Genomic DNA, 21,790 nt, shown 5'->3' on the forward strand with positions numbered 1-21,790 from the left:
GTCGCAGATTAGCCATTGAGTTTGCCAGTCTTCTAGCCTGCCGAGGCGCGCGTTTGAACCGCTTAGTTGACTTGAAACCGCTATTGCCGCCCCTCGCGCAACCAAGCGCCGATTACGAAGGCAGAAATAATCAACAATATGACCCAAGGCGGCAGCAAAGCTGTTCGTGACACACTCAGGGTTTCATAGGCATTGCGCGGTGTTAGACCGATCCACCCATTGCCAGCGGCAGGCCGTCCGGGACGTACGTTCCGCACAGATGGTAAACCGTCCTCAAACGACAGAATACCGCCGCGCAAGGTTTGAATCACCGGCGCCAGCACTTCACCAGTGGCAATCACTTGGGCATATTCACGCGGCGCAGCGGGCCCGAGGCCGATCACAGAACTCAAATCGCCGTTCGTCAGCCGGTATAGTCCAATTTCTGGGCCATCGTATCTTGCCTCAAACAAACCTGGTTCAATTTCGAGCATCGGCAACGTGGCTGTGTCACCGGATGGAGTTTGCACCTCAACTGAGCCGACTTGCTCTGCCAAAGAACGCCGCAAAATGCGCAGGCGTTGTCCACTAGCTTCGCCCCACAGTGCTTCTTCCTCAAGATCCGGTTCCGCCATCATCCAATGGGCCAAGCGCCGCAGCAATTCTAATTGAGGACCACCGCCATCATATCCACGCGCCCAAAGCCAGGCCTGATCCGAAGCCAAAAGAGCAACGCGCCCTGCGTCAACGCGATCCAGCATTAACAATGGGCGATCATTTGCTCCGGTCATCACCACATGCCCTTTATCAGGAACGACATCGACCAAACGGAGCCATTCGCCCCAAGGCTCTATATCCGGCAGTCCGGCCGTGACGGGATGGCGGCTCCCGATATCACTAACAGTTGGCACGTAGGGTTCATTCAGCACCAAAGCAGTTGGGCCGGCAGGTAGGATTTCAGACAAAGGTGAGCGATAGAGGCTATCTGCTGATGCAAAATCAGGCCCCGCCGCCACCAACACGGCTCCGCCATTGTTCACATATTCCGCGACGTTGCGCAGATACAGAGAAGGCAAAATACCCCGCCGTTTGTAGCGGTCAAAAATAATGAGATCAAAGTCATCGATCTTTTCCAAAAAGAGTTCACGCGTTGGGAATGCGATCAACGACAGCTCATCCACTGGCACGCCATCCTGCTTGGCAGGGGGACGTAAAATGGTGAAATGTACCAAATCTACAGAGCTATCGGACTTCAACAAATTTCGCCAAGTCCGTCCACCCGGATGTGGCTCGCCTGACACCAACAGCACCCTCAGTCGATCGCGCACCCCATTGATTTGAATGATCGATGTGTTGTTACGATCGGTCAGTTCACCCTCAACAGCGGGGGCTTTGAATTCCAATACATTACGCCCACCATGCGGGAGCGTCACAGGGATCTCTATATCCACGCCGATAGGCACCTGGAACGCTTGCGGGGCGCCGCCGTCCACCGAGACTTCGACGCGCGCATCAGCAGACGGCGGCGCTTCTCCAGTGTCTTCAATCCTAAGCCGCAACGTGATCGGCTCGCCTAAAATCGCAAAGGCGGGGGCATCCCTGACGATCAGACGTCGATCCCAATCGCCGGCCCTACCACTGTGCAATAGATGGAAAGGAGCAGGCAATTCTGGCGCCTCTTCAATGTCATGCACGCGGCCGTCTGAAATCGCAATGATTCCGGCAATTCGCCCAAGGGGTTCACTGGCCAATGCCTCATTCATCGCTGCCATCAGCGCTGTACCACCATCTCCGTCGGAATCGGCGACTTTAATGCGACGCACATCTGTGTTTGATCGTGCTTCCAAACGTTCAGCCAAAGTGTTGGCAGCAACTTCAGAGCGTGATGCGCGACCTGACAAAGTCTGACTCGCGGTCGTGTCCTCAAGCAACAAAACCACGTCCGTTAAGGCCTCGCGATCTTCGCGGTGGAGCACCGGCCCCAATAGCGTAGCCAAGATCATAACAGCGCCTAAAGTTCTCAGCCACCAGCCCGTTAATCCGCGCCAAAAAGCAAATCCACAGATCACAAACAAAAGCGCTGCCAAAGCGGCAATCAATCGAAGGTCAATCAAAGGGTCAAAGAAAATCTGACTGTTCATTGGCCCAACCTGTCCAAAAGCGCAGGCACATGCACTTGATCGGACTTATAGTTTCCGGTCAGCACATGCATGATCAGATTGACTCCAAACCGATAGGCCAACTCCCGTTGCCTTTCGCCTGTAACACCGCGGCCGACGCGGAACATTGGCACACCGCGTTCACTGGTCGCCCAAGCCGCAGCCCAGTCATTGCCACCAATCACAACTGGCGTCACACCGTCATTCAGGTTCCGAAAAGGCATACCTTCGACTTGTTCAGCATCCGGTGGCGCCGCCTCGACCCAGACGTCGCGATTGGCATAGCGTCCCGGAAAATCCTGCAGAAGATAAAAGGTTCTGGTTAACACATGATCCCTTGGGATGGGTTCCAGTGCTGGGATCGTTAGACCCGCTGCGATCTGCTGAAGGCGCTTGCCTGCCGGACTGGCCCGACCCAGATGCGCCACATCGGCATCGCGTGTATCAAACAAAATCATGCCGCCAGACCGCAAATAGGCATTCACTTTTTCAAAAGCCTTCGCCGAGGGGAGCGCAAGGTCAGATGTGATGGGCCAATAGAGAAACGGAAAGAATGCCAACTCGTCCTGTTCCAGATCCACACCAATCGGATTGACGGGTTCAACCGAAGTGCGCCGAAACAACACATCACTAAGCCCATACAGCCCGGCGTAAGACACCTCATCAAGGGATTGATCGCCCGTTATCACATAGGCCAAAGCGATCTCATCCGTCAGCTCATTGGGGGTCACAGACTGCGCCTCACTTATGGATGGCGAGACAAGCATCAAAGCAAAGGCCGCCGTCAGCCCGCCTCCACGCAAGCGTCCTGACAGAACCAAAGAGGCAATGGTGTCGACCGCCAACAGGATCAATGCAGAGACTAACAAGGCCCATTTCAAATCGATCGCACTGGGTCTGCCGTAGTCACTCACAATTACACCCGCAGGCCATTGCGCTGGTTCTAAAGATTCACTCTTGCCAACTGTGTTGCGCGCAAAACTGTTTTTGCCACTGCGATACAAGCCTGGCTGCAGATCGGGGCCAAGTGCTCCCGACGCAAGGGCGCTTCCATCCACTCCTGCCAACGCTTGGCCATCGATCAAGCGGCCTTGGCCGGACAACACCTGTAAGGGTTGCCAAACCGTTCCTTCCATAGCGGCAGCCTCATTACTGCCGCTTGCAGATAAGACCGCAAGCCGGTCCAGCATCTGCACAAATAATCCCGATAGCGGCACATCGGACCATTCGGCATTCGCGGTCACATGAAACAGCACGACCTGCCCCTGATCTACATTTTTGCGCGTGACCAAAGGCGTCCCATCACTCAGCTCGGCCAAAACGCGTTCGGCCAAATTCGGATCAGGTTGCGCCACGACCTGAGCGGTAACACGCAATTCGTCTGGAATTTTCAAGCCAGCAAAGGGGCCATCAGATTGAAATGGCGCAAGGGACTTAGGTTCCCCCCAGCTCATCGCGCCACCTACTGATCGCCCTCCGGCCCGCAACCGTACAGGCATCAGCGGATCTTCCTCAACGCGACTTAATTCACTCGCCGCCACCTGCGGACCCGCAAATCGCAATAACAAGCCGCCACTTTGAACCCACTCAAGTAAAGCAGCCTTTTCAGACGGCGCAATCGTCGCAACATCAGCCAAGATAATCACATCAGGATTTGCAGGCAAAACATCGGGAAGCGCGCCTTCCAGTATGTCAGCGGTTTCAACCAATGCCTGTTTTAGGAAATGCGTCGGAGCCAAAAGCTCCAATCCTTCACGGAATGTCCCTTCGGAGATCAAAGCAACCTCGCGGCGGCGAATGCTATCATCGGTCAAAAGAACCGCGCCTGCTGTCGTGCGGTTTTCGATCGCCACGCGCTCCACGCGGCCGCGTAACTCAGCTGGCAGAGCAAACGAAGTCTCAGCCTCCCCACTATCATCAAACGTGAGAGACCCTTTGGCAAAAACGCGATCCACACCTGTCGGATCTTTCCCGATCACTTGAATCACCGGATCCAAAGTAACTGGCGCTGACGTCTTTGCCGACACCACCAAAGCCCCTTCGTTCAATGTTAAATCGCTTAAACCAACAATTGCCCCAGTTCCTTGAAGCACACGCACGTCCCCAGCACGCTCAAGAGCGGCCAACATGTCCAAGCGCCCGTCATAGGCCAAACCATCCGACGCCCAAAGCGTGTCAAATGTCTGCTCTGATAACAGCTCGGCAGCCCGATCAAACTGAGCCTGCATTGGTCGCCAAGGTTTTGGCGCAAATTCGGTAACCCGACGCGCCCAAATCGCAGCTGGTAGGAACTCTGTCGTTTGCGGATCTGTGATCTGCAAAATAGCCGCGTCTTGCCCGCGGCGATCCGCGTCTTCAAGAATGGCCACAAGCGCCGCACTTTGCTGACGCCAAGTTGCGCCGGTCGCCCAGCTGCCATCCATCAGAACCAATAAGGGTCGATCAGAACGGCTTTCGGTGTCTGGATTCAACACTGGCCCGGCGAGCGCAACGATCGCGCAGGCGATAATCAACATGCGGATCAATAACAGCCACCATGGCGTGCGATCCATTACACTTTCGTCGTCTTTTAAACCCAACAACAACACGACACCGGGAAACCGCCGGCGGATCGGGGCTGGCGGCACCGCACGCAACAACAGCCACAACACTGGCAAACCAATCAGCGCAGTCAGCAACCACGGTGTTGCAAAGGCAATCGGCAATCCCAGCATCAGCGCCCCCGTTCTAAGGCCCGGTAGACCCATAACAATGCTGATTGAACCGAGGCATCCGTAAGATGGCATTCATATTGCCAACCCGTAATGCGCGCGAGCTTGCGCAATGCGTCTTTGCGTTCCTGCAACCGCGCCACATAATGATCACGCAGATCATTGGCCTTACGCGTTTCATACAGAACCTGCGCACGCATGCTTTCAAAAATCGCGCGACCCGAAAACGGGAAAGCCTCTTCGGCTGGATCAAGCACCTGCAGGATGACGCCTCTCACACCGCGGTCTGCGGCCTTGTAAAGGGCGTGCTCCATTTGCGCAAAATCACCCAGGAAATCCGAAATGAATAGAGCGCGCGAATGTGGGATCATGGCCCGCGCTTCGGGCGAGCCGTAATCATCCCCTGGATTGTCGTCCAACAAGGCTTGGGACAGTCGCCAAATCTGGCCGTCTCCACGTTGTGGCGGCAAAGCTGTTCCAGCCAAACCAACGCGCTCTCCTGCGCGGATCAACAGGATCGACGCCGCCAATGCCAATAACTGAGCACGGTCCGACTTCGGTGCTAAATCTTTGCGACTGGCGTAGTCCATCGAGGCGGCACTATCGATCCACAGAGAAACTGACTGAGCAATCTGCCATTCTTTTTGACGGACGTATTGCGCATTGGTCTTGGCCGAGCGGCGCCAGTCAATCATCCGGTAACTGTCGCCTTCTTGCAAAGGGCGGTATTGCCAGAAATCGTCCCCAAGGCCCGAACGACGGCGACCATGTTCCCCCAACAAAACTGTATTCGCCAAGTTTTCTGCCCGCGCAAGAAGCGGGGGCAGGCGCGAGGCGGCAGCCTCTGCGCGGCGGCGAAGTTGGGGGTGGGCGCTCACGCAGCAACCTCATTGCTATCCGCGGTCGCGACGATGTTTTCGATCAACTGCCCAAGATTGTCCCCACGCGCACGGGCTGCAAAACTCAAGGCCATTCGATGACTCAACACGGGCCCGGCCAAATCCGCAACATCATCTGCTGATGGCGCAAGTCGACCATCCAGCAATGCCCAAGCACGGGTCATCATCATGAAGGCCTGCGCCGCACGCGGACCCGGCCCCCAGGCCACAACATCTTTGACCTGTTCACTGGCGGTTTCATCATCCGGGCGGAAGGCCCGGACAATGTCGAGAATGCGCTCCATCACGCTTTCGCCAACCGGCATACGACGGAGTAATTGTTGCGCAGCAATCAATTCTTCTGCCGTGAAAATCTGTTTCAACTCATCTTCCACAACGCCCGTGGTAGACAACAAAATCTCGCGTTCCGTTTCGCGATCCGGATAGGGCACATCGATCTGCACCAAGAAGCGATCAAGCTGCGCTTCGGGTAATGGATAAGTACCTTCTTGTTCAATCGGGTTCTGCGTGGCCAAAACATGAAAAGGCTCGTCCAATGCACGATCCTCACCCGCTACGGTCACCTTCTTTTCCTGCATGGCCTGCAGAAGCGCTGATTGCGTGCGTGGGCTGGCGCGGTTGATTTCATCCGCCATCAATAGCTGACAAAAGATTGGCCCTGGGACAAATCGGAACTCCTTGCCACCACTTTTGGCTTTTTCCAGAATTTCAGAACCCAGGATATCCGCAGGCATCAGGTCGGGCGTGAATTGCACACGGTTGCCGTTCAAGCCCATGACTGTAGAAAGTGTCTCGATCAACCGGGTTTTTCCAAGTCCGGGCAGACCAATCAAAAGCGCATGGCCCCCACATAAAAGCGCGGCCAGTGTCAGGTCGACCACCCTCTCCTGGCCGATAAAGCGGTGGGTGATCGCGGCCTTGGCCTGCCCGAGCTTTTCGCCAAGCGTTTCGATTTCACCCAGCAAGCTGTCGGGATCAGTCATGACAAATCTCCTGCTTTCTCTATATTTAAGAGAAGTCTATCGCCTGCAGCAGAAATGGCAAAAACTATGAGTACACAAAATATTGTAAATCTCTCAGCTGACGGAATTGCGGCGAGCGCCAAAAAGGCCAAAGGGCGCGGTTTGCCCCCTGTTCACCTATGGAATCCACCGTTTTGCGGCGATTTAGACATACAAATTCTGAAAGACGGCACTTGGATTCACGAAGGCGGGAAAATCAATCGCCCAGAAATGGTGAAGCTGTTTTCATCTATTCTACGCAAAGAAGGTGAGTCGTATTTTCTAGTGACCCCAGTCGAAAAGGTTGGGATCACGGTCGAAGATGTGCCCTTTGTGGCAACAGGCTTTACGCTATCTGGTGATGGAAAAGACCAAGTACTGACCTTTAAAACCCATGTAGGGGATGAAGTAACGGCGAGCGGCCAACATCCGATCCGGGTCGAGCTGGATTCCAATACCGGGGAACCCTCCCCCTACGTGATGGTGCGCGCGGGTCTTGAAGCGCGGATTGATCGCAAGACGTTTTATCGGATGGTCGAACTCGGTACGGAAAAAGATGGCTGGTTTGGCGTCTATTCCGGTGGCACGTTTTTTTCGCTGATCAAGGCGGATGATCTCTAGGCGTCCCGCCGAAAACTGACAGGGCCATCGGATAGGTCTGTTCCTGTATTCAAATCAGGAGCATTCCCATGACTTACCCCGTAAAAGACACCGTTGTTTGGTGTGAAATCCCCGTCACTGATATGGCCGAAGGTGCTGCGTTTTATGGTGCTGTCTTTGACTCAGAAATGGAGATCACCGACATGGGGCCAAACCCGGTCTCTTTCTTTCCAAAGCAAAACGAAGAAGACGTCGCGGGCCACATATATCCCGGCAAACCTGCGCAAAATGGCGAAGGCATGACCGTGCATTTACATGCACCTGACACACTTGAGGCCACCGTGGGCCGCGCGCAAAAAGCAGGGGCCGAGATCATCGGGCCGATCGTCGATCTGCCCGTTGGTCGCTTTCAATATGCGATTGACCCGTTTGGCAATTCGCTCGGGATTTATTCAAAGCTGCGCTAATCGCGCTTAGTGCGCTTCGGCCCAATTGTCGCCGACGCCTGAATCGACAATCAAAGGCACATCCAGCTGAACCGCTGGGTCTGCCGCCCCCTGCATCACATCGCGCGCTGCTGCAATTGTATCATCGACTGCATCCTCGGCCACTTCGAAGATCAATTCGTCGTGCACCTGTAGCAGCATCTTGGCCGGTAAGTCTTTGATCGCCGTTGGCATGCGGATCATGGCGCGGCGAATGATGTCGGCAGCCGTCCCTTGAATTGGCGCGTTAATTGCAGCGCGCGCGGCAAACCCAGCATGTGGGCCCTTGGCGTTGATCTGCGGCATGTTGATTTTGCGCCCAAACAGGGTTTCCACGTAAAGGTTCTCTTTCGCAAACGCCTTGGTGTCATCCATGTAGGTGCGAATGCCCGGGAAACGTTCAAAATAGCGCGTGATAAAGGCCTGCGCATCGCCCCGTGGGATATGCAGATTGCGAGCCAGACCAAAGGCCGAAATCCCATAGATCACACCAAAGTTGATTGCCTTTGCTTGGCGGCGTACATCGGGCGTCATTTCGTCAAGCGGCACATCAAACATCTCGGACGCAGTCATGGCGTGAATGTCATGCCCATCCCGGAACGCCTGCTTCAAAGAGTCGATGCCAGCGATATGCGCCAAAATACGCAGTTCGATTTGGCTGTAGTCAAGGCTGATCAGCTTATTGCCCGGAGAGGCCACAAAGGCCTCGCGAATACGCCGACCTTCTTCCGTACGCACCGGTATGTTTTGCAGGTTTGGATCGTTGGATGAGAACCGCCCGGTGTTCGCGCCGATCTGAGAGTAGGAAGTATGAACGCGGCCGGTATCCGGGTCGATATGTTCCTGCAGCGCGTCCGTATAGGTGGATTTTAGTTTCTGCAGCTGACGATAGTCCAACACGCGACGTGGGAAATCATGTTGCGCTGCTAGGTCTTCCAAGACATCCGCAGGGGTAGACCATTGACCGGTTTTAGTTTTCTTTCCGCCTTCTAATTCCAGGTCTTCAAACAGGATTTGGCCCACCTGCGCCGGGGACTGCACATTGAAAGGCTTGCCTGCCATCTCATGCAATTCGGCCTCATACTGCGCCATCTTTTGAGCAAAGGAGTTGGACATTCGGCTCAGCGCATCGCGATCAACCTGCACCCCATGCATTTCCATTTCCGACAACACCGGCACCAGCGGGCGCTCCAGTGTTTCATAGACGGTGGTGACTTTCTTCTGATGCAACTGTGGTTTCAGCAACTGCCACAGGCGCAGCGTAATATCGGCATCTTCGGCAGCATATTTCACCGCATCTTCGAGCGGCACCTTGTCGAAAGTGATCGCGGATTTACCAGTGCCGAGCAGTGATTTGATCGAGATCGGTTTGTGATCCAGATAGATCTCGCTCAGAGTGTCCATGCCATGATTATGGATGCCCGCATTCATCGCGTAAGACATCAGCATGGTGTCATCAATCGGTGCGACCGAAACGCCGTAACGTTTGAAAATCTTGCAGTCGTATTTGGCGTTCTGGAAAATCTTTATGACCGCCGGGTCTTCTAGCAGCGGCTTCAGCATCGCCACCGCCTCTTCCAAATTCATCTGCCCTTCAGCCAGATCATCGCTGCCAAACAGATCGTCGGCGTCGCCTTTCTTGTGGGCCAAAGGAATATAGCAAGCCTCACCTGCCTCGACAGAAAGAGAAATGCCCACCAGATCGACCTGCATTTCATTCAGGCCGGTGGTTTCCGTATCAACCGCTATCCAACCGCGCTTATGCGCCTTGGCGATCCAAGCTTCCAGCTCTGCAGCTGTGCTGACCTGCTGGTATTTTTCAACTTCAAACGGCAGCGCAGCTGGTGCCTCAACTGCACTTTCAGACTTGGGTGCTTCTTTGATCACTGGCGCTTCCACACCCAGCTGATCCGCAATGCGTTTCGCCAGGGTGCGGAATTCCATCTCCGCCAAAAACTCCATGAGTTTCTCTGACATAGGATCCTGCGCTTCGAGGCTTTCCAAGCTGAAGTCCAAATCCATTTCGCAATCCAGCTGAACCAGTCGTTTGGACAGTTCAATCTGGTCACGTTTCTCAATCAAAGTCTGACGACGCTTGGGTTGTTTGATCTCTTCAGCGCGATCCAGCAGCGTTTCCAAATCACCAAATTCATTGATCAAAAGGGCTGCAGTTTTGATCCCAATGCCCGGCGCACCCGGCACGTTATCCACGCTGTCACCAGCCAGCGCCTGCACGTCAACAACACGTTCCGGGCCGACGCCAAATTTCTCACGCACGCCATCGCGATCAATGCGCTTGTTCTTCATCGCGTCGAGCATCTCTACCCCGCCACCGACCAATTGCATGAGGTCTTTGTCTGAGCTGATGATCGTACAGCGACCACCGGCATCGCGTGCCTGACACGCCAATGTCGCGATGATGTCGTCAGCTTCAAAGCCTTCGACCTCTTTGCAGGCGATGTTAAACGCGCGGGTGGCGTCGCGAGTCAGTGGAAACTGGGGGCGCAGATCTTCCGGCGCAGGTGGCCGGTTGGCCTTGTATTGATCATACATCTCGTTGCGAAAGGACTTGCCAGAATGGTCAAAAATCACCGCCACATGGGTAGGCGCATCAGGGCCAGTGTTGCCTTCGACATAGCGGTGCAACATGTTGCAAAATCCGGCCACGGCCCCAATCGGAAGCCCATCGGATTTGCGGGTCAAAGGCGGCAATGCGTGATAAGCGCGGAAAATAAAGGCCGAGCCATCAATCAGATGCAGATGGCAACCTTTGCCAAACTTTGCTTCACCATTTTCTGACCCGTTCTCAGCCATGTCGCGCTCCTAAATGTCCTGTCCCCTTGTGCCATGCATGCGTTGCAGCGGCCAGACTTGAATTGCCTGTTCAAAGGTGCTGCTGACAGCTTCTTGCACAAGGTCGCACCCGCGCGATGTCACTTGCTCAGAAACGGCGCTTCGCATAGCGTTTGCGGGGTCTTCTTGAATGGAACGCGCGCTTGATCTTATCCCACCCTCTTCCGCCGCCGTCGGTGCGGCAACAGGTCGGCCAAATTGCACCTTGGACCGAGGATGCACATTGGCAAACGCTGTTCGGTGGACGCACAAATGCGGCTTGGCAAGTCAGTGGTGCCGATGATTCCGCGGTCCTGAAGCTTTATCGTCGTGGCGGGCAAAACCCTCTCTTTCCAAATGATCCAGCCGCCGAGGCCAAGATGCTCAGGCATCTGCAAGGGACGGAAATCGCCCCGCGTCTGATCGCAAATTTCACAACCGACGAGATGGATTGTAATCTATATGAAACCTTGCCAGGTCAGGCTTGGACCGACGGCGTTGAACGGGTTGCGGAACTCATCCAACGGCTACACAAAATCTCCGCACCAACTGGATTAAGGGTGGCGGTGAATGGATCTGAAGAGCTGTTAGACCACGCACTGAAAATCCATAAAGCGGCAGGTATGCGCACAACTCCACCTGAAAAAATGTATCAAATAAGCGTCGCAAAAACCGCATCTATTGGGCTGCTGCATGGGGACATCGTTCCAGGCAACTTGATCGCTGAAGGTGATGATTTGCGGCTGATTGATTGGCAGTGTCCTGCCATCGGAGATCCGACTGAAGATCTCGCGATTTTCCTCTCTCCTGCGATGCAGCTACTTTATCGCGGCGGGGTTCTCTCAGATGAAGAAACACAGTCTTTTCTGTCCGGTTTCTCAGCTGAGCAACAAGAGCGCTATCGCGCCCTTGCCCCTCTCTATCATTTTCGCATGGCCGCCTATTGCCGTTGGCAAATCGCGCGCGGGCAGTTGGATTATGCCGAAGCCTTAACCGAAGAAGAGCAAGCACTCGAAGCGCTCTAACGCAGCTTTTTCAAAATCGCCAAAGACGCATAGCCATCCGGTTCCATACCGATAGACCGTTGATAAGCACGCACTGCATCAATAGTTAAGGGGCCAATCTTGCCATCAATTTTGACTGTATCAAACCCAGCTGCTGTCAGACGCCGTTGTAGCTCTTTGCGTTCGGAGAACGTCAAAGCGCGATCCTGACGGGGCCAGTTTGACTTAAATTTGCCACCCCCTTTGATGCGGTCACTCAAATGGCCCACACCGATGACATAAGCATCGGCGGTATTATAACGCTCAATCGCATCAAAATTTCGGAATATCAGAAGCGCGACGCCATTGTGGCCCGCAGGTAAAAGCAATGAGGCCTGCCCGTGGTTTTTCACGGTCTTACCGTCGAGCCCCTTCACGCCCAGAGCCCCCCATTCGCTGGGCTTCTTTTTAATTTTGCGATTGGCCAGCGCATAGTTAAACCCACGCGGAAGGGTCACTTCGACCCCCCAAGGCTGGCCCGTGACCCAGCCAGACCGCTTCAAGTAAGCCGCTGTTGAGGCCAGCGCATCTGTTGGATCATCCGACCAAATGTCGCGTTTTCCGTCGCCGGTGAAATCCACGGCAAAAGACAAATAAGACGTTGGAATGAACTGCGTATGCCCCATGGCACCCGCCCAGCTGCCAACCATACGGCGCGGTACGGTATCGCCGCTTTGCAAGATTTTGAGGGCCGCGATCAACTGCTGTTCAAAGAAACGACCACGGCGTCCATCAAATGACAATGTGGCCAAGGCCTCGATAATCGGCACGTCACCACGCACTGCTCCGTAAGCGCTTTCCAATCCCCAGACGGCGACAACAACTTCCTTTTCGACGCCGTATTTGCGCTCAATCGCATCCAACGTCTTTCGATGTTTGCGCAGCGCAGCCTTTCCGTTTTTAACGCGGCTGTCAGACGCCGCTGAGTCGAGATACTCCCAAAGGGTCTTGGTGAACTCAGATTGGTTACGATCCCGACGCACGACATCAGCGTTATATTGCACCCCTCGAAAGGCACGATCCAATGTCGATTTTGAGATCCCCTGTCGCGTCGCGCGGGTTTTGAAGGAACGTATCCAAGCTTCAAATCGTGCATTCGCTTGCATAACCGGCGGCTTGATCTGGGCCGGTCTCAACACAGGCCGCACAGAGGTTTCCAGGAAGGCAACCTGCACCTTATCGCTGGCGCCAGTAGACCTTAAAACGGGTCGCAAAGAACTATCGGGCGCGCTGGCCACTGCCATCGTTGCCCCTAAAACCAAAGCGCCAACAATTGCACAGCTATATGTTTTAAATACCATAATTTGATTCACCACTCACTCTCAGAACCAGTCTACTCAGAATTGTAGAGGGCCGAGAAGGGGGAATTCACCCGTAACCATGTTCTAGCGCTTCAGCGCGCATCTGATCCCAATATTGCCGCAGCATGCTAACGCGACGAGGGCGGAAACTTTCGTCCAAAACTTCTAAATTCCCCATACGATCCAAACGGAACACCCTGAAATTATTACGTAAATGGCACCAGCCCACCAGACAATGACTGGATTGCATAAAGACAATCGACAGCGGGTAAACCTCTCGGCAGGAATTCGCACCTTTTACGTCTGAATACTCAAAACGAATACGGCGCTCATCCCAGGTCGCGCGGCGCAACACGCCCGCATCGACCTTGGGTGCAGGCGGCGGGCTATAGCTTTTGGCTGTCAAAACCGCATGTTTTAGACGCCGAGATTGCCCCTCAGGCAGCCGTGCACCCAGTTTGGCCAAAGCAGATTCAGCTCCTTTGGCAAGGGATGGATCACCAACCGCCATGACCTCGCGCAGGCCAAGAACCAAAGCCTCAAGTTCTTCGTCTTCAAACCCCAGCGGTGGCAATGTGGCGTCTTCGATCAACGTATAGCCAAAACCGGCTTCCCCATCGATCACCGCGCCCAACCCACGCAGACTTTCAATGTCGCGATACATTGTGCGGATTGACACATTGGTTTCATCTGCCAACCGCTCAGCGGTGACAGGGGACGGCAGGCTGCGCAGAGCTTGCATCAATTGGAACAGACGTGCGGTACGTGACATGATGGACCTATAGTGCATCACTCCTGCCAAAAAATGGCAAGAGCATCTGCGAGAAAGCGCTTAGACTTGCATTTGGGTTTTACGATGAGCTTTACCGATCCAGCGATCGCCGCCACATTTGACCGCACACCGGAACCTGCACGCACCGGGTTGCTGCGGCTTCGTGATCTGATTTTTGATGTAGCTCAAGGTCTGCCAGATATCGGTCGCGTCGAAGAGGTCTTACGCTGGGGGCAACCCAGCTACATTACGCCTGACAAAAAGGCTGCGACGCCTCTGCGTTTAGGCACACACAAGTCCGCCAGCTTTGCGATTTTCGCCCATTGCCAATCCAATGTGATTGCCAACTACGCCACGCGTTTTCCGGGCTGGGATAGGCTGGATGGCAACAGAGCGGTCTTGTTTGACCGCCCCGATCAGATCGAACCCTTTCGGTTGCGCAGCCTGATTGAGGACGCGCTGACCTATCACCTTCGTTAGCGCCGACGGCGCTCCACCTTGCGTTTAGTTTTCTGCGCCTTTTTCTTAGCGGCAGACATCTTGCGTTTGGTTGGTCGGCCGCGCCCTGACTTGCGCCCTTGCGATGGGCGCTTCCCGTCAATTTCGAGCAGATCAAGAATGACGCCACCGGTCACCGGAGCCGCCTCTGCCAGACGCACCACAACGCGTTGCCCCAATCCAATAACCAGACCTGTATCAGAACCAATCAGCGTATTGCTGTCATGGTCAAACTTGAAATACTCGGTGCCTAGCGCACGCATCGGCACCAAACCGTCGGCCCCGGTTTCATCAAGTTTCACAAAGACGCCAAACCGTGCGATTCCGCTGATTTTACCAGCAAACTCATTGCCCAGACGTTCGCTGAGATAAGACGCCAAATAGCGATCTGTCGTATCCCGCTCTGCCAACATCGACCGGCGTTCGGTTTCAGAAATATGGGTCGCAGTTTGTTCTAAGTTCTCGATGTCATGATGGGTTAGCCCATCCTCACCCCAACCATGCGACGCCACCAGAGATCGGTGCACAATCAAGTCCGCATAGCGCCGGATCGGCGAGGTGAAATGCCCGTAGGATTTCAGCGCAAGGCCGAAATGCCCAAAGTTATTAGGTGAATAATAAGCCTGCGTCATTGACCGAAGCGTCGTTATGTTGATCAGCTCGGCTTCATCCGTGCCGACGGCATCCTTAAGCAACTTATTCAAATGACGTGTTTGCAAAACCTGCCCCTTGGCAAGGTTCAGACCTGAAGACCGCGCCACGTCGCGCAGGCTATCGAGTTTCTCTTGGCTTGGCTCTTCATGGACCCGGAACAGCAACGGAGAGGTCTTTGCTGTCAGAGTTTCCGCCGCTGCCACATTGGCAAGGATCATGAATTCTTCGATCAAGCGATGCGCATCCAGACGTTCACGGAAATTAACCGAAGCGACTTCACCTTCATCCGTCAGAATGATTTTACGTTCTGGCAGGTCTAGTTCCAAAGGCTGGCGTTCTACACGAGCCAATTTGGTAGCTTCGTATGCCTCATACAAAGGCGCAATCACCTCATCCAACAGCTCAGCGCAACGCTCATTTGGCTTGCCATCACGGGCCTGCTGCACTTCTTCGTAGTTCAACGAGGCGACGGATTTCATCATTCCGCGAACGAAACGATGGCCAATCTTATGGCCCTGTGCATCAAGCTTCATGCGCACCGCGACACAGGCACGTGGAACACCTTCATGCAATGAACACAGATCACCTGACAGCCGATCAGGCAACATCGGAACAACGCGATCAGGGAAATAGCTGGAGTTGCCCCGTTTCTTTGCTTCGCGGTCCAGTTCCGATCCCGGCGTCACGTAATGGGCAACATCCGCAATCGCGACCCAAACGATATGGCCACCGATATTGTCCGGGTCGTCATCTGCATGCGCCCAACAGGCGTCATCATGGTCCCGTGCATCAGCCGGATCGATTGTCACCAACGGCATGGTACGCAGATCTGTGCGATCACCCAAGGGCGCGGGCTTGGCCGCGTCAGCCTCGGCAATCACCGCATCAGGAAACGCATCAGGAATGCCGTGCTGATGAATCGCAATCAAGGACACGGCCTTCGGCGCTGTAGGATCACCCAAACGCGAAACGATCTTGGCTTTCGGCAGCCCCATACGAGATCGCGGGCCAATCTGTTCGGCCTCAACTAACTCGCCATCTTTCGCGCCGTTTACTTGCCCATCAGGTACAGACCATTCTTTGTCAGTGCCTTTGTCGATCGGCACAATGCGCCCGCCTTCGGTGCCTTTACGAAAAAGCCCCAAAACCCGTTTCGGATTTGTGCCGATGCGGCGGATCAAACGACCTTCATAAGCGTGGTCTTCGCCTTTGACTTCAGTCAGACGCGCCAAAACCTTATCACCTTCACCCAGCGCAGGATCAGACGCCTTTAAGACCATTAAGATGACGGGTTCCGCGCCCTCACCTTCCCACTCCATCGGCTCTGCGAACAGATCGCCGTCAGAATCGGCCCCCAAAATTTTCAACACGCTAACGGGTGGCAATTGATCAGGGTCACGATAGCTGCGACTGCGTTTGCGCAGATGCCCCTCAGCCTCCAGCTCGCGCAGGATGCGTTTTAAGTCGATCCGCGCGGCGCCTTTGATGCCAAAGGCTTTGGCGATATCGCGTTTGCTGGTGAGGGTCGGGTTTTCAGAAATCCATTCCAGAATCTCTGCTTTGTTAGGCATTTTCATGCCCTCGCCCTAACACGCCCTGCCCGGCGCGTCACCGGGAAAGCGCTTGTAAATCCGCCAGAGTATCCACATCGCGCAAAGTCGCAATTTCTGCGATCCTCAAGCCAGGCATCGTGGCTTTGCTATCTGCTAAGGCATGTTCAGTGGACCAACGGACGCCCTCAAACAGGCGCAAAGGAACAGGTCCAACGCGCTTCATACCGACCAACCAATATCCACCATCATCCGCCGGGCCATATACCGCATCATGTGCGCCCAGCGCCCCAAAAGCCTCTTCGATCCGCACTGCATTGATGCCAGGAATGTCGGCTCCGATAATACAGACTGGCCCGTTTGGCAGGCCACGGAATACCCGCGCCATGCGATCCCCAAGATCGCCTGCACCCTGGCGAATACGTGGTAAATGGCCGGGCCATACTCGGCTACTCATGCCTGCGACATCAGGTGCCACTGCCAGAACCACATCCCATTTAGGGCTCTCAACACGCTTCAAGAGTGCTTTGACTTGATGGCGAAACCACCAGGCCGAGGTCGTCAATCCAATATCCCGCCCAAGACGCGTTTTAACCCGCCCCGGTCGCGGTTCTTTGACCATAACAACCAGCGTTTTCCTCACAGCAGAATTTCCATCTCGCGATGCGGAATTCCTGCGTCGTCATATATTGGGCCACAGACCTGAAAGCCCAGTTTCTCATAAAACCCTATGGCATATTCCTGCGCACCCAACGCGATGCGCGCTAGATCCCCGCGGTCTTTCAACTGCTCTGCACTGAATCGTACAAGTGCAGCCCCCAGACCGGTGCCCCGCTGCGATTGAAGCACACAAATGCGACCGATCTTTCCAGTGGTTCCTGAAATCAACAAGCGCGCAGTCCCAACGGGATTGCCCTCGACCGTCGCCAGAATATGGGTCGCCACATCATCCAGATCATCAATTTCATCTTCTTCGGCAATGCCCTGTTCATCGATGAAAACCGCACGGCGCAAGTCGACACAAGCTGCGATGTCATCTGTCTGGAAGACCTCCCAGTTCATGAGAAATAGTCTCTCAGGATGCGCGTATAAATCTCTTTCAACTGATGGATTTGCGCCACTGGTACATTCTCATCCACTTGGTGCATGGATTTGCCAACAAGTCCAAATTCCACGACCGGACAATGATGCTGCACAAACCGCGCATCAGAAGTGCCGCCACTCGTAGACAGCTCGGGTACCAAACCTGTTTCCGCCGTTACGGCCTTAGCAATCAGATCAGAAAGCGCACCCGGAGGCGTGATGAAGCTCTCGCCAGATACACGCGAGACCATCTCGATCTCAACACCGGTGTCCTGCTGCACTTGATCCACAAGCCCTTGCATCCAATCGATCAAGGATTGGCCAGAATGTACATCATTAAAGCGGATGTTGACCGCAGATTTGCATTCCGCCGGAATGACGTTGGTGGCAGGATTGCCAGTATCCATCGTCACGACAGCCAAGGTTGATGCATCAAAGTGGTCTGTCCCCTGATCCAGCTCGTGCGATGCCATCATGTGCATCAATTGCGCCATGGCTGGCAGAGGGTTTTTTGCGCGGTGCGGATAGGCCGAATGCCCCTGAATACCCTTAAAAGTAAACCAAGCTGTCAAAGACCCGCGTCGGCCGATTTTCATCATCTCGCCCATCTCATTCGGGCAAGTCGGCTCGCCCACCAGACAGACAGACATCTGTTCGTTCTGGGCGTCCATATAGTCCAGCAATGCAGTCGTACCATCGATGGCATCGGCTTCTTCATCGCCTGTAATGGCAAGAATAATCGATCCATCCGGTGGGGTTTCACGCACAAAATCAATCGCAGCAGCAGCGAATGCCGCCACGCCTGATTTCATATCTGTCGCGCCCCGGCCATACATAACGCCATCTTCAATAATCGCGCCAAACGGCGGTTTCGTCCATGCAGCTTCATCACCAACTGGCACAACGTCGGTGTGCCCATTGAAGCCAAAAGTTTGCGCGTGACCCTTGTCACCCCAACGCGCGAACAGGTTTGATACTTCGCCGCGATCCACGCGTTGACAAGCAAAACTAGCCTGACTCAGCAGCTGTTCTAGCAACACCAATGCACCGCCTTCAACAGGCGTTACAGAGGGGCATTTGATCAGATCGGCGGTTAAGGCAGCAGCATCAATTTTGGACATAGGATCCTCGTTCATTTCCGCATCACGCCTAGCCCGAAATCAGGACCGGTGCAAACCTCAGAAATCACTATTGGTTTAGCTTGCTGCCATGTTAGGCTAGGGAAAACCAAAAAACGGCCAACAAATGAGCCGATACATGGGACGCGCAGTGATGACCAAGAATTTGACGCCCAAATCTACACCCGGACTCCGCCCGGAGGGTTACACATGAGTTGGCTGGCACTCGCAGATAATCACACACATTCTTTGGCATCATTCTCATATGATCAGCCTTTGCCGCGTGGCACTGTGATGTTGGAAACACGCGTGGCCCCAGACAGCAAACCGCAGACTATTGTCGGGCTAGAAATGCGTGGCTCAACCACGTGTGATCTGACAGTCCAAGCCATGCCAAATGGTGGGATCCACTTTTTGTTGCGCCATGAAGAAGAAATCATCCACGCTGCGCTCTCTCATGATGCCGAAGATCAGGCGAACCTGCTGCGGATCAGCTATTCTTGGGATATCCCCGCGCAGCTTGGCCGTTTGGTGATCGAGCGACCGGGGACCAACAAGCTTTACATCCGCCACATCGAGCGCGCGTTGCCGCTAAGCCCAGAGGCGATTTTGGCATTAATGCAACCGTCTGGGCTGCGCCATTTTTGTGATGATCTGGTATTCATCGCTGTGTCTGATCAAGTTGAACCCATTGGCCCGATGCCGGGCATCTGTCCAAAAACCCCGGTTCAAACTCCAGAGGGGATGAAACCCATTGGCACGCTTAAGAGAGGCGATCTGGTCACCACCTTGAATGGTGACGCCATTCCGATTTTGCAAGTTCTGCGAAAAACTGTCCCGGCGCGCGGATCCTTTCAGCCAGTGCGCTTACGAGCCCCTTATTTCGGACTGGCGCAGGACATCGTGCTTACGCCCGAAGCGCGGCTGGTGGTTGGTGGCTCTCAGGTGGAATACCTTTTTAGTGCCGAAAATGTACTGGTTCCGGTAAAGCATTTGACCTCCGCAGCTTCGGCCACATTTGAAGGGGATCATAACCTTGTCACCTATGTGCAATTGTTGCTGCCAGACCATGAACCCATCATTGCCGGTGGCACAGCCGTTGAAAGTCTAAGCATTGGTCGCATCAGGCGTAAACGCGATCTGATCGGCGCGACCCTTTTAGGCGAGTTTGATCCACATACTCTACCAGAGCACTCAAAAACTGCGTTTCCGGTGCTCAAAAGCTACGAAGCTGTCACCTTAGCTGAGCTACGCGCCGCATAATTGTTGATCAAAAGCAATGGATTGGGTAGGCAGATTGGCGACGTGGGGACGGCCAATGCTTAAACGCTTTTTCACAATTCTGATTTGGATTGCCTTTTGGGCACTCCCACTTTCGGCACAAACGATTTCAGTTGGCACCGTGGAACGCATGCCCTTTTCTTTTGAAAAGGATGGCGCTGCTGACGGGTTTTCGATGGCGCTCTGGGCACAGATTGCCGCGGATTTGGGTCATCCATTTGAAGTCACCTACTTTGACACATTTGCAGAGATGTTATCTTCCGTTGAAAGCGGTGAAAGCGATGTCGCCGTGGCCAATATCTCAATCACGGCGTCCCGCGAACAGGTGATGGATTTCACCCACCCGATCTTTGAAAGCGGCTTACAAATCATGGTGCCCAAGGATGGAATGTCCGGCTCTCCGCTGTGGGCGGCACTTGCCTCAAAGGACATCCTCATCGCGATCGTTTTGGCATTCGCTCTGCTATTTGGCGGCGGTATGTTGATGTGGGTTTTTGAACGAAAATCCCAACCCTATTTCGACCGGCCAGCAAGCGAAGCCATGTTCCCAAGTTTCTGGTGGGCGCTGAACCTGGTGGTGAATGGCGGATTTGAAGAACGCGTGCCACGCTCATTTTTTGGCCGCATCTTTGCCGTGCTCCTGGTGCTGTCTTCGCTCTTTATCGTATCGGTTTTTGTGGCGCGGATCACAGCCGTTATGACCGTTGATGCAATCAACGAGAACATCACGTCGGTGAATGACCTATACGGCAAAGAGGTCGCCACGATCCAAGGCTCAACCGCTGCGAATTTCCTGAACAATCGCGAAATTGACTTCACGAGTGTTGAAACGCTTGCTGCACTTAAAGCAGGCTTTGAAGCAGAAGAATTCCAAGCCGTGATTTTTGATGCGCCTGTCTTAGCCTTTTACGCACAAACCGCAGGAAAAGGCTTTGCTGATCTCGCAGGCCCGATTTTCCTGCGTGAAAACTATGGTATCGCCCTGCCAAGTGGCAGCACTCTGAAAGAGCCAATCAACCAAACACTTCTGAAACTGCGAGAAAATGGCGAATATGATCGCCTGCACCACAAGTGGTTTGGCTCACTGAACTAGGCTTTCGTCCGCACCTTCTTCACCGTTGAAAAACGGAGTGAGTTGCGCAACCACTACAGAGTTTTCATCCAAAGCACGCTGCATCAGTTCGCGTTCATCCTGCGCAATCTCATGACCCTGTGCCTCACGTTCTTTCAATGTGCCATAGCCAGTCACATCCAAAGGCGCCAAATCTGCTTGTTTTAGAATCGCTACCGTTTCGCGCACGGCCTCGGCCTCATCCACACCAGAGGCATAGATCATCAATGCGCCACCAGTGGCACCTTCTGGCAGGCCATCGTCTTCTTTGCGGCCCACTTGGACCAAAAGCGTGTAGACTTGCTGGCGGGATTTTTTCTTTGGTTTATCCATGGCTCTTCCTTGAAAGTCTGACCTCTGAAAGTCAAGTTGCATTCAGAAATTGATATCGTTACCTTATAACGTAACACCATCAACGCCCCAAATTTCGAACCCCGTGACGAGAAACCTAAACACCCAGCTACGACGGCGCCGGCGTCAGGCAAATCCCATGGCTGAATACGATGCCTTACCCACAGAACTGCGTCTTTGGCTGGCGGATGCCGCACTGCCTTGGTCACCACATTCAGTGCGTAAATTGTGGCAAAAAGCTTTGAACAAGTCCGGCGGACAGACCGAAGGGGCTTTGGCTTTCATGACCAACTGCGAGGTCAACGCCATAAAAAAAGACGCGCCCAAAGTCTGGAGCGCGTCTTATCCAATTGCCTAAAGCG

General features: G+C 54.2%; 19 protein-coding genes. 7 read left to right on the forward strand and 12 right to left on the reverse strand.

The genetic code is table 11. The features are described from left to right. Window positions 1-80: 80 nt before the first annotated feature. Genes JXQ85_RS00910 through JXQ85_RS00925 form a run of 4 tightly spaced genes read right to left on the reverse strand, consistent with a single transcriptional unit; the run spans window position 81 to window position 6,731 of the window. On the reverse strand, window positions 81-2,120 hold the full coding sequence (locus tag JXQ85_RS00910) for a hypothetical protein (RefSeq protein WP_421746967.1): 2,040 nt from the start codon (window positions 2,118-2,120) through the stop codon (window positions 81-83). Beyond that, a complete protein-coding gene (locus JXQ85_RS00915) occupies window positions 2,117-4,852 on the reverse strand; it encodes a DUF4159 domain-containing protein (RefSeq protein WP_421746968.1) in 2,736 nt (911 codons plus the stop codon). Before JXQ85_RS00915 ends, JXQ85_RS00910 begins: the two co-directional genes overlap by 4 nt. Continuing rightward, window positions 4,852-5,727, reverse strand: coding sequence for a DUF58 domain-containing protein (locus JXQ85_RS00920; RefSeq protein WP_421746969.1), 876 nt, complete (start codon window positions 5,725-5,727; stop codon window positions 4,852-4,854). The genes JXQ85_RS00915 and JXQ85_RS00920 overlap by 1 nt, the downstream gene beginning before the upstream one ends. Beyond that, window positions 5,724-6,731, reverse strand: coding sequence for an AAA family ATPase (locus tag JXQ85_RS00925; RefSeq protein WP_421746970.1), 1,008 nt, complete (start codon window positions 6,729-6,731; stop codon window positions 5,724-5,726). The genes JXQ85_RS00920 and JXQ85_RS00925 overlap by 4 nt, the downstream gene beginning before the upstream one ends. 66 nt (window positions 6,732-6,797) lie before the next feature. On the opposite strand from JXQ85_RS00925, the gene JXQ85_RS00930 reads away from it, so the two are divergent. Further along, window positions 6,798-7,370 carry a DUF1285 domain-containing protein gene (locus JXQ85_RS00930; RefSeq protein WP_421746971.1) on the forward strand — a complete coding sequence of 191 codons (573 nt, stop codon included), beginning with the start codon at window positions 6,798-6,800 and terminating at the stop codon, window positions 7,368-7,370. A 68-nt stretch (window positions 7,371-7,438) separates the two neighbouring features. Next, complete coding sequence (locus JXQ85_RS00935; protein WP_421746972.1) at window positions 7,439-7,816, forward strand: VOC family protein; 378 nt, start codon at window positions 7,439-7,441, stop codon at window positions 7,814-7,816. A gap of 6 nt (window positions 7,817-7,822) precedes the next feature. On the opposite strand, the gene polA is transcribed toward JXQ85_RS00935, so the two are convergent. Then, a complete protein-coding gene (gene polA, locus JXQ85_RS00940) occupies window positions 7,823-10,648 on the reverse strand; it encodes a DNA polymerase I (protein WP_421746973.1) in 2,826 nt (941 codons plus the stop codon). Window positions 10,649-10,830: 182 nt separating this feature from the next. Between polA and JXQ85_RS00945 the strand changes: the two genes are divergently transcribed. After that, window positions 10,831-11,691: a phosphotransferase gene (locus JXQ85_RS00945; protein WP_421746974.1), complete on the forward strand. Its 861-nt coding sequence runs from the start codon at window positions 10,831-10,833 to the stop codon at window positions 11,689-11,691. Here JXQ85_RS00945 and JXQ85_RS00950 read toward each other — a convergent pair. Then, entirely contained in the window at window positions 11,688-13,010 is a 1,323-nt protein-coding gene (locus tag JXQ85_RS00950; RefSeq protein WP_421746975.1) for a lytic murein transglycosylase, read from the reverse strand. The genes JXQ85_RS00945 and JXQ85_RS00950 overlap by 4 nt on opposite strands. Before the next feature lie 67 nt (window positions 13,011-13,077). Beyond that, window positions 13,078-13,782 (reverse strand): helix-turn-helix transcriptional regulator, encoded by a 705-nt coding sequence (locus tag JXQ85_RS00955; RefSeq protein ID WP_421746976.1) that lies wholly within the window; start codon window positions 13,780-13,782, stop codon window positions 13,078-13,080. Window positions 13,783-13,866: 84 nt separating this feature from the next. On the opposite strand from JXQ85_RS00955, the gene JXQ85_RS00960 reads away from it, so the two are divergent. Next, window positions 13,867-14,262, forward strand: coding sequence for a DUF1801 domain-containing protein (locus JXQ85_RS00960; protein ID WP_421746977.1), 396 nt, complete (start codon window positions 13,867-13,869; stop codon window positions 14,260-14,262). On the opposite strand, the gene rnr is transcribed toward JXQ85_RS00960, so the two are convergent. Genes rnr through dapE form a run of 4 tightly spaced genes read right to left on the reverse strand, consistent with a single transcriptional unit; the run spans window position 14,259 to window position 18,688 of the window. Next, window positions 14,259-16,511: a ribonuclease R gene (rnr, locus tag JXQ85_RS00965; RefSeq protein WP_421746978.1), complete on the reverse strand. Its 2,253-nt coding sequence runs from the start codon at window positions 16,509-16,511 to the stop codon at window positions 14,259-14,261. The genes JXQ85_RS00960 and rnr overlap by 4 nt on opposite strands. Before the next feature lie 31 nt (window positions 16,512-16,542). Then, window positions 16,543-17,127: a TIGR04282 family arsenosugar biosynthesis glycosyltransferase gene (locus JXQ85_RS00970; RefSeq protein ID WP_421746979.1), complete on the reverse strand. Its 585-nt coding sequence runs from the start codon at window positions 17,125-17,127 to the stop codon at window positions 16,543-16,545. Then, on the reverse strand, window positions 17,124-17,546 hold the full coding sequence (locus tag JXQ85_RS00975; RefSeq protein ID WP_421746980.1) for a GNAT family N-acetyltransferase: 423 nt from the start codon (window positions 17,544-17,546) through the stop codon (window positions 17,124-17,126). The genes JXQ85_RS00970 and JXQ85_RS00975 overlap by 4 nt, the downstream gene beginning before the upstream one ends. Continuing rightward, on the reverse strand, window positions 17,543-18,688 hold the full coding sequence (gene dapE, locus JXQ85_RS00980) for a succinyl-diaminopimelate desuccinylase (RefSeq protein WP_421746981.1): 1,146 nt from the start codon (window positions 18,686-18,688) through the stop codon (window positions 17,543-17,545). Before dapE ends, JXQ85_RS00975 begins: the two co-directional genes overlap by 4 nt. Before the next feature lie 207 nt (window positions 18,689-18,895). Here dapE and JXQ85_RS00985 point away from each other — a divergent pair, with 207 nt between their 5' ends. Together JXQ85_RS00985 and JXQ85_RS00990 are read left to right on the forward strand one after the other, a co-directional pair. Beyond that, window positions 18,896-19,948: a Hint domain-containing protein gene (locus tag JXQ85_RS00985; RefSeq protein WP_421746982.1), complete on the forward strand. Its 1,053-nt coding sequence runs from the start codon at window positions 18,896-18,898 to the stop codon at window positions 19,946-19,948. Between the two features lie 55 nt (window positions 19,949-20,003). After that, window positions 20,004-21,059: a transporter substrate-binding domain-containing protein gene (locus JXQ85_RS00990; RefSeq protein WP_421746983.1), complete on the forward strand. Its 1,056-nt coding sequence runs from the start codon at window positions 20,004-20,006 to the stop codon at window positions 21,057-21,059. Here the strand turns inward: JXQ85_RS00990 and JXQ85_RS00995 are convergent. Further along, window positions 21,048-21,410: a hypothetical protein gene (locus JXQ85_RS00995; protein WP_421746984.1), complete on the reverse strand. Its 363-nt coding sequence runs from the start codon at window positions 21,408-21,410 to the stop codon at window positions 21,048-21,050. The genes JXQ85_RS00990 and JXQ85_RS00995 overlap by 12 nt on opposite strands. Before the next feature lie 103 nt (window positions 21,411-21,513). On the opposite strand from JXQ85_RS00995, the gene JXQ85_RS01000 reads away from it, so the two are divergent. After that, window positions 21,514-21,786: a DUF6525 family protein gene (locus JXQ85_RS01000; protein ID WP_421746985.1), complete on the forward strand. Its 273-nt coding sequence runs from the start codon at window positions 21,514-21,516 to the stop codon at window positions 21,784-21,786. Window positions 21,787-21,790: the final 4 nt, after the last annotated feature.

Origin of the sequence: Cognatishimia sp. (assembly GCF_049116455.1) — a bacterium.
Classification (GTDB): Bacteria; Pseudomonadota; Alphaproteobacteria; order Rhodobacterales; family Rhodobacteraceae; genus Cognatishimia.

What these genes read in the sequence shown, in the direction of transcription:
- JXQ85_RS00910 (WP_421746967.1), bottom strand. Translation starts at nt 2,120, where the DNA reads ATGAACAGTCAGATTTTCTTTGACCCTTTGATTGACCTTCGATTGATT.
- JXQ85_RS00915 (WP_421746968.1), bottom strand. Translation starts at nt 4,852, where the DNA reads ATGCTGGGATTGCCGATTGCCTTTGCAACACCGTGGTTGCTGACTGCG.
- JXQ85_RS00925 (WP_421746970.1), bottom strand. Translation starts at nt 6,731, where the DNA reads ATGACTGATCCCGACAGCTTGCTGGGTGAAATCGAAACGCTTGGCGAA.
- JXQ85_RS00930 (WP_421746971.1), top strand. Translation starts at nt 6,798, where the DNA reads ATGAGTACACAAAATATTGTAAATCTCTCAGCTGACGGAATTGCGGCG.
- JXQ85_RS00935 (WP_421746972.1), top strand. Translation starts at nt 7,439, where the DNA reads ATGACTTACCCCGTAAAAGACACCGTTGTTTGGTGTGAAATCCCCGTC.
- polA (WP_421746973.1), bottom strand. Translation starts at nt 10,648, where the DNA reads ATGGCTGAGAACGGGTCAGAAAATGGTGAAGCAAAGTTTGGCAAAGGT.
- JXQ85_RS00950 (WP_421746975.1), bottom strand. Translation starts at nt 13,010, where the DNA reads ATGGTATTTAAAACATATAGCTGTGCAATTGTTGGCGCTTTGGTTTTA.
- JXQ85_RS00955 (WP_421746976.1), bottom strand. Translation starts at nt 13,782, where the DNA reads ATGTCACGTACCGCACGTCTGTTCCAATTGATGCAAGCTCTGCGCAGC.
- JXQ85_RS00960 (WP_421746977.1), top strand. Translation starts at nt 13,867, where the DNA reads ATGAGCTTTACCGATCCAGCGATCGCCGCCACATTTGACCGCACACCG.
- rnr (WP_421746978.1), bottom strand. Translation starts at nt 16,511, where the DNA reads ATGAAAATGCCTAACAAAGCAGAGATTCTGGAATGGATTTCTGAAAAC.
- JXQ85_RS00975 (WP_421746980.1), bottom strand. Translation starts at nt 17,546, where the DNA reads ATGAACTGGGAGGTCTTCCAGACAGATGACATCGCAGCTTGTGTCGAC.
- dapE (WP_421746981.1), bottom strand. Translation starts at nt 18,688, where the DNA reads ATGTCCAAAATTGATGCTGCTGCCTTAACCGCCGATCTGATCAAATGC.
- JXQ85_RS00985 (WP_421746982.1), top strand. Translation starts at nt 18,896, where the DNA reads ATGAGTTGGCTGGCACTCGCAGATAATCACACACATTCTTTGGCATCA.
- JXQ85_RS00990 (WP_421746983.1), top strand. Translation starts at nt 20,004, where the DNA reads ATGCTTAAACGCTTTTTCACAATTCTGATTTGGATTGCCTTTTGGGCA.
- JXQ85_RS00995 (WP_421746984.1), bottom strand. Translation starts at nt 21,410, where the DNA reads ATGGATAAACCAAAGAAAAAATCCCGCCAGCAAGTCTACACGCTTTTG.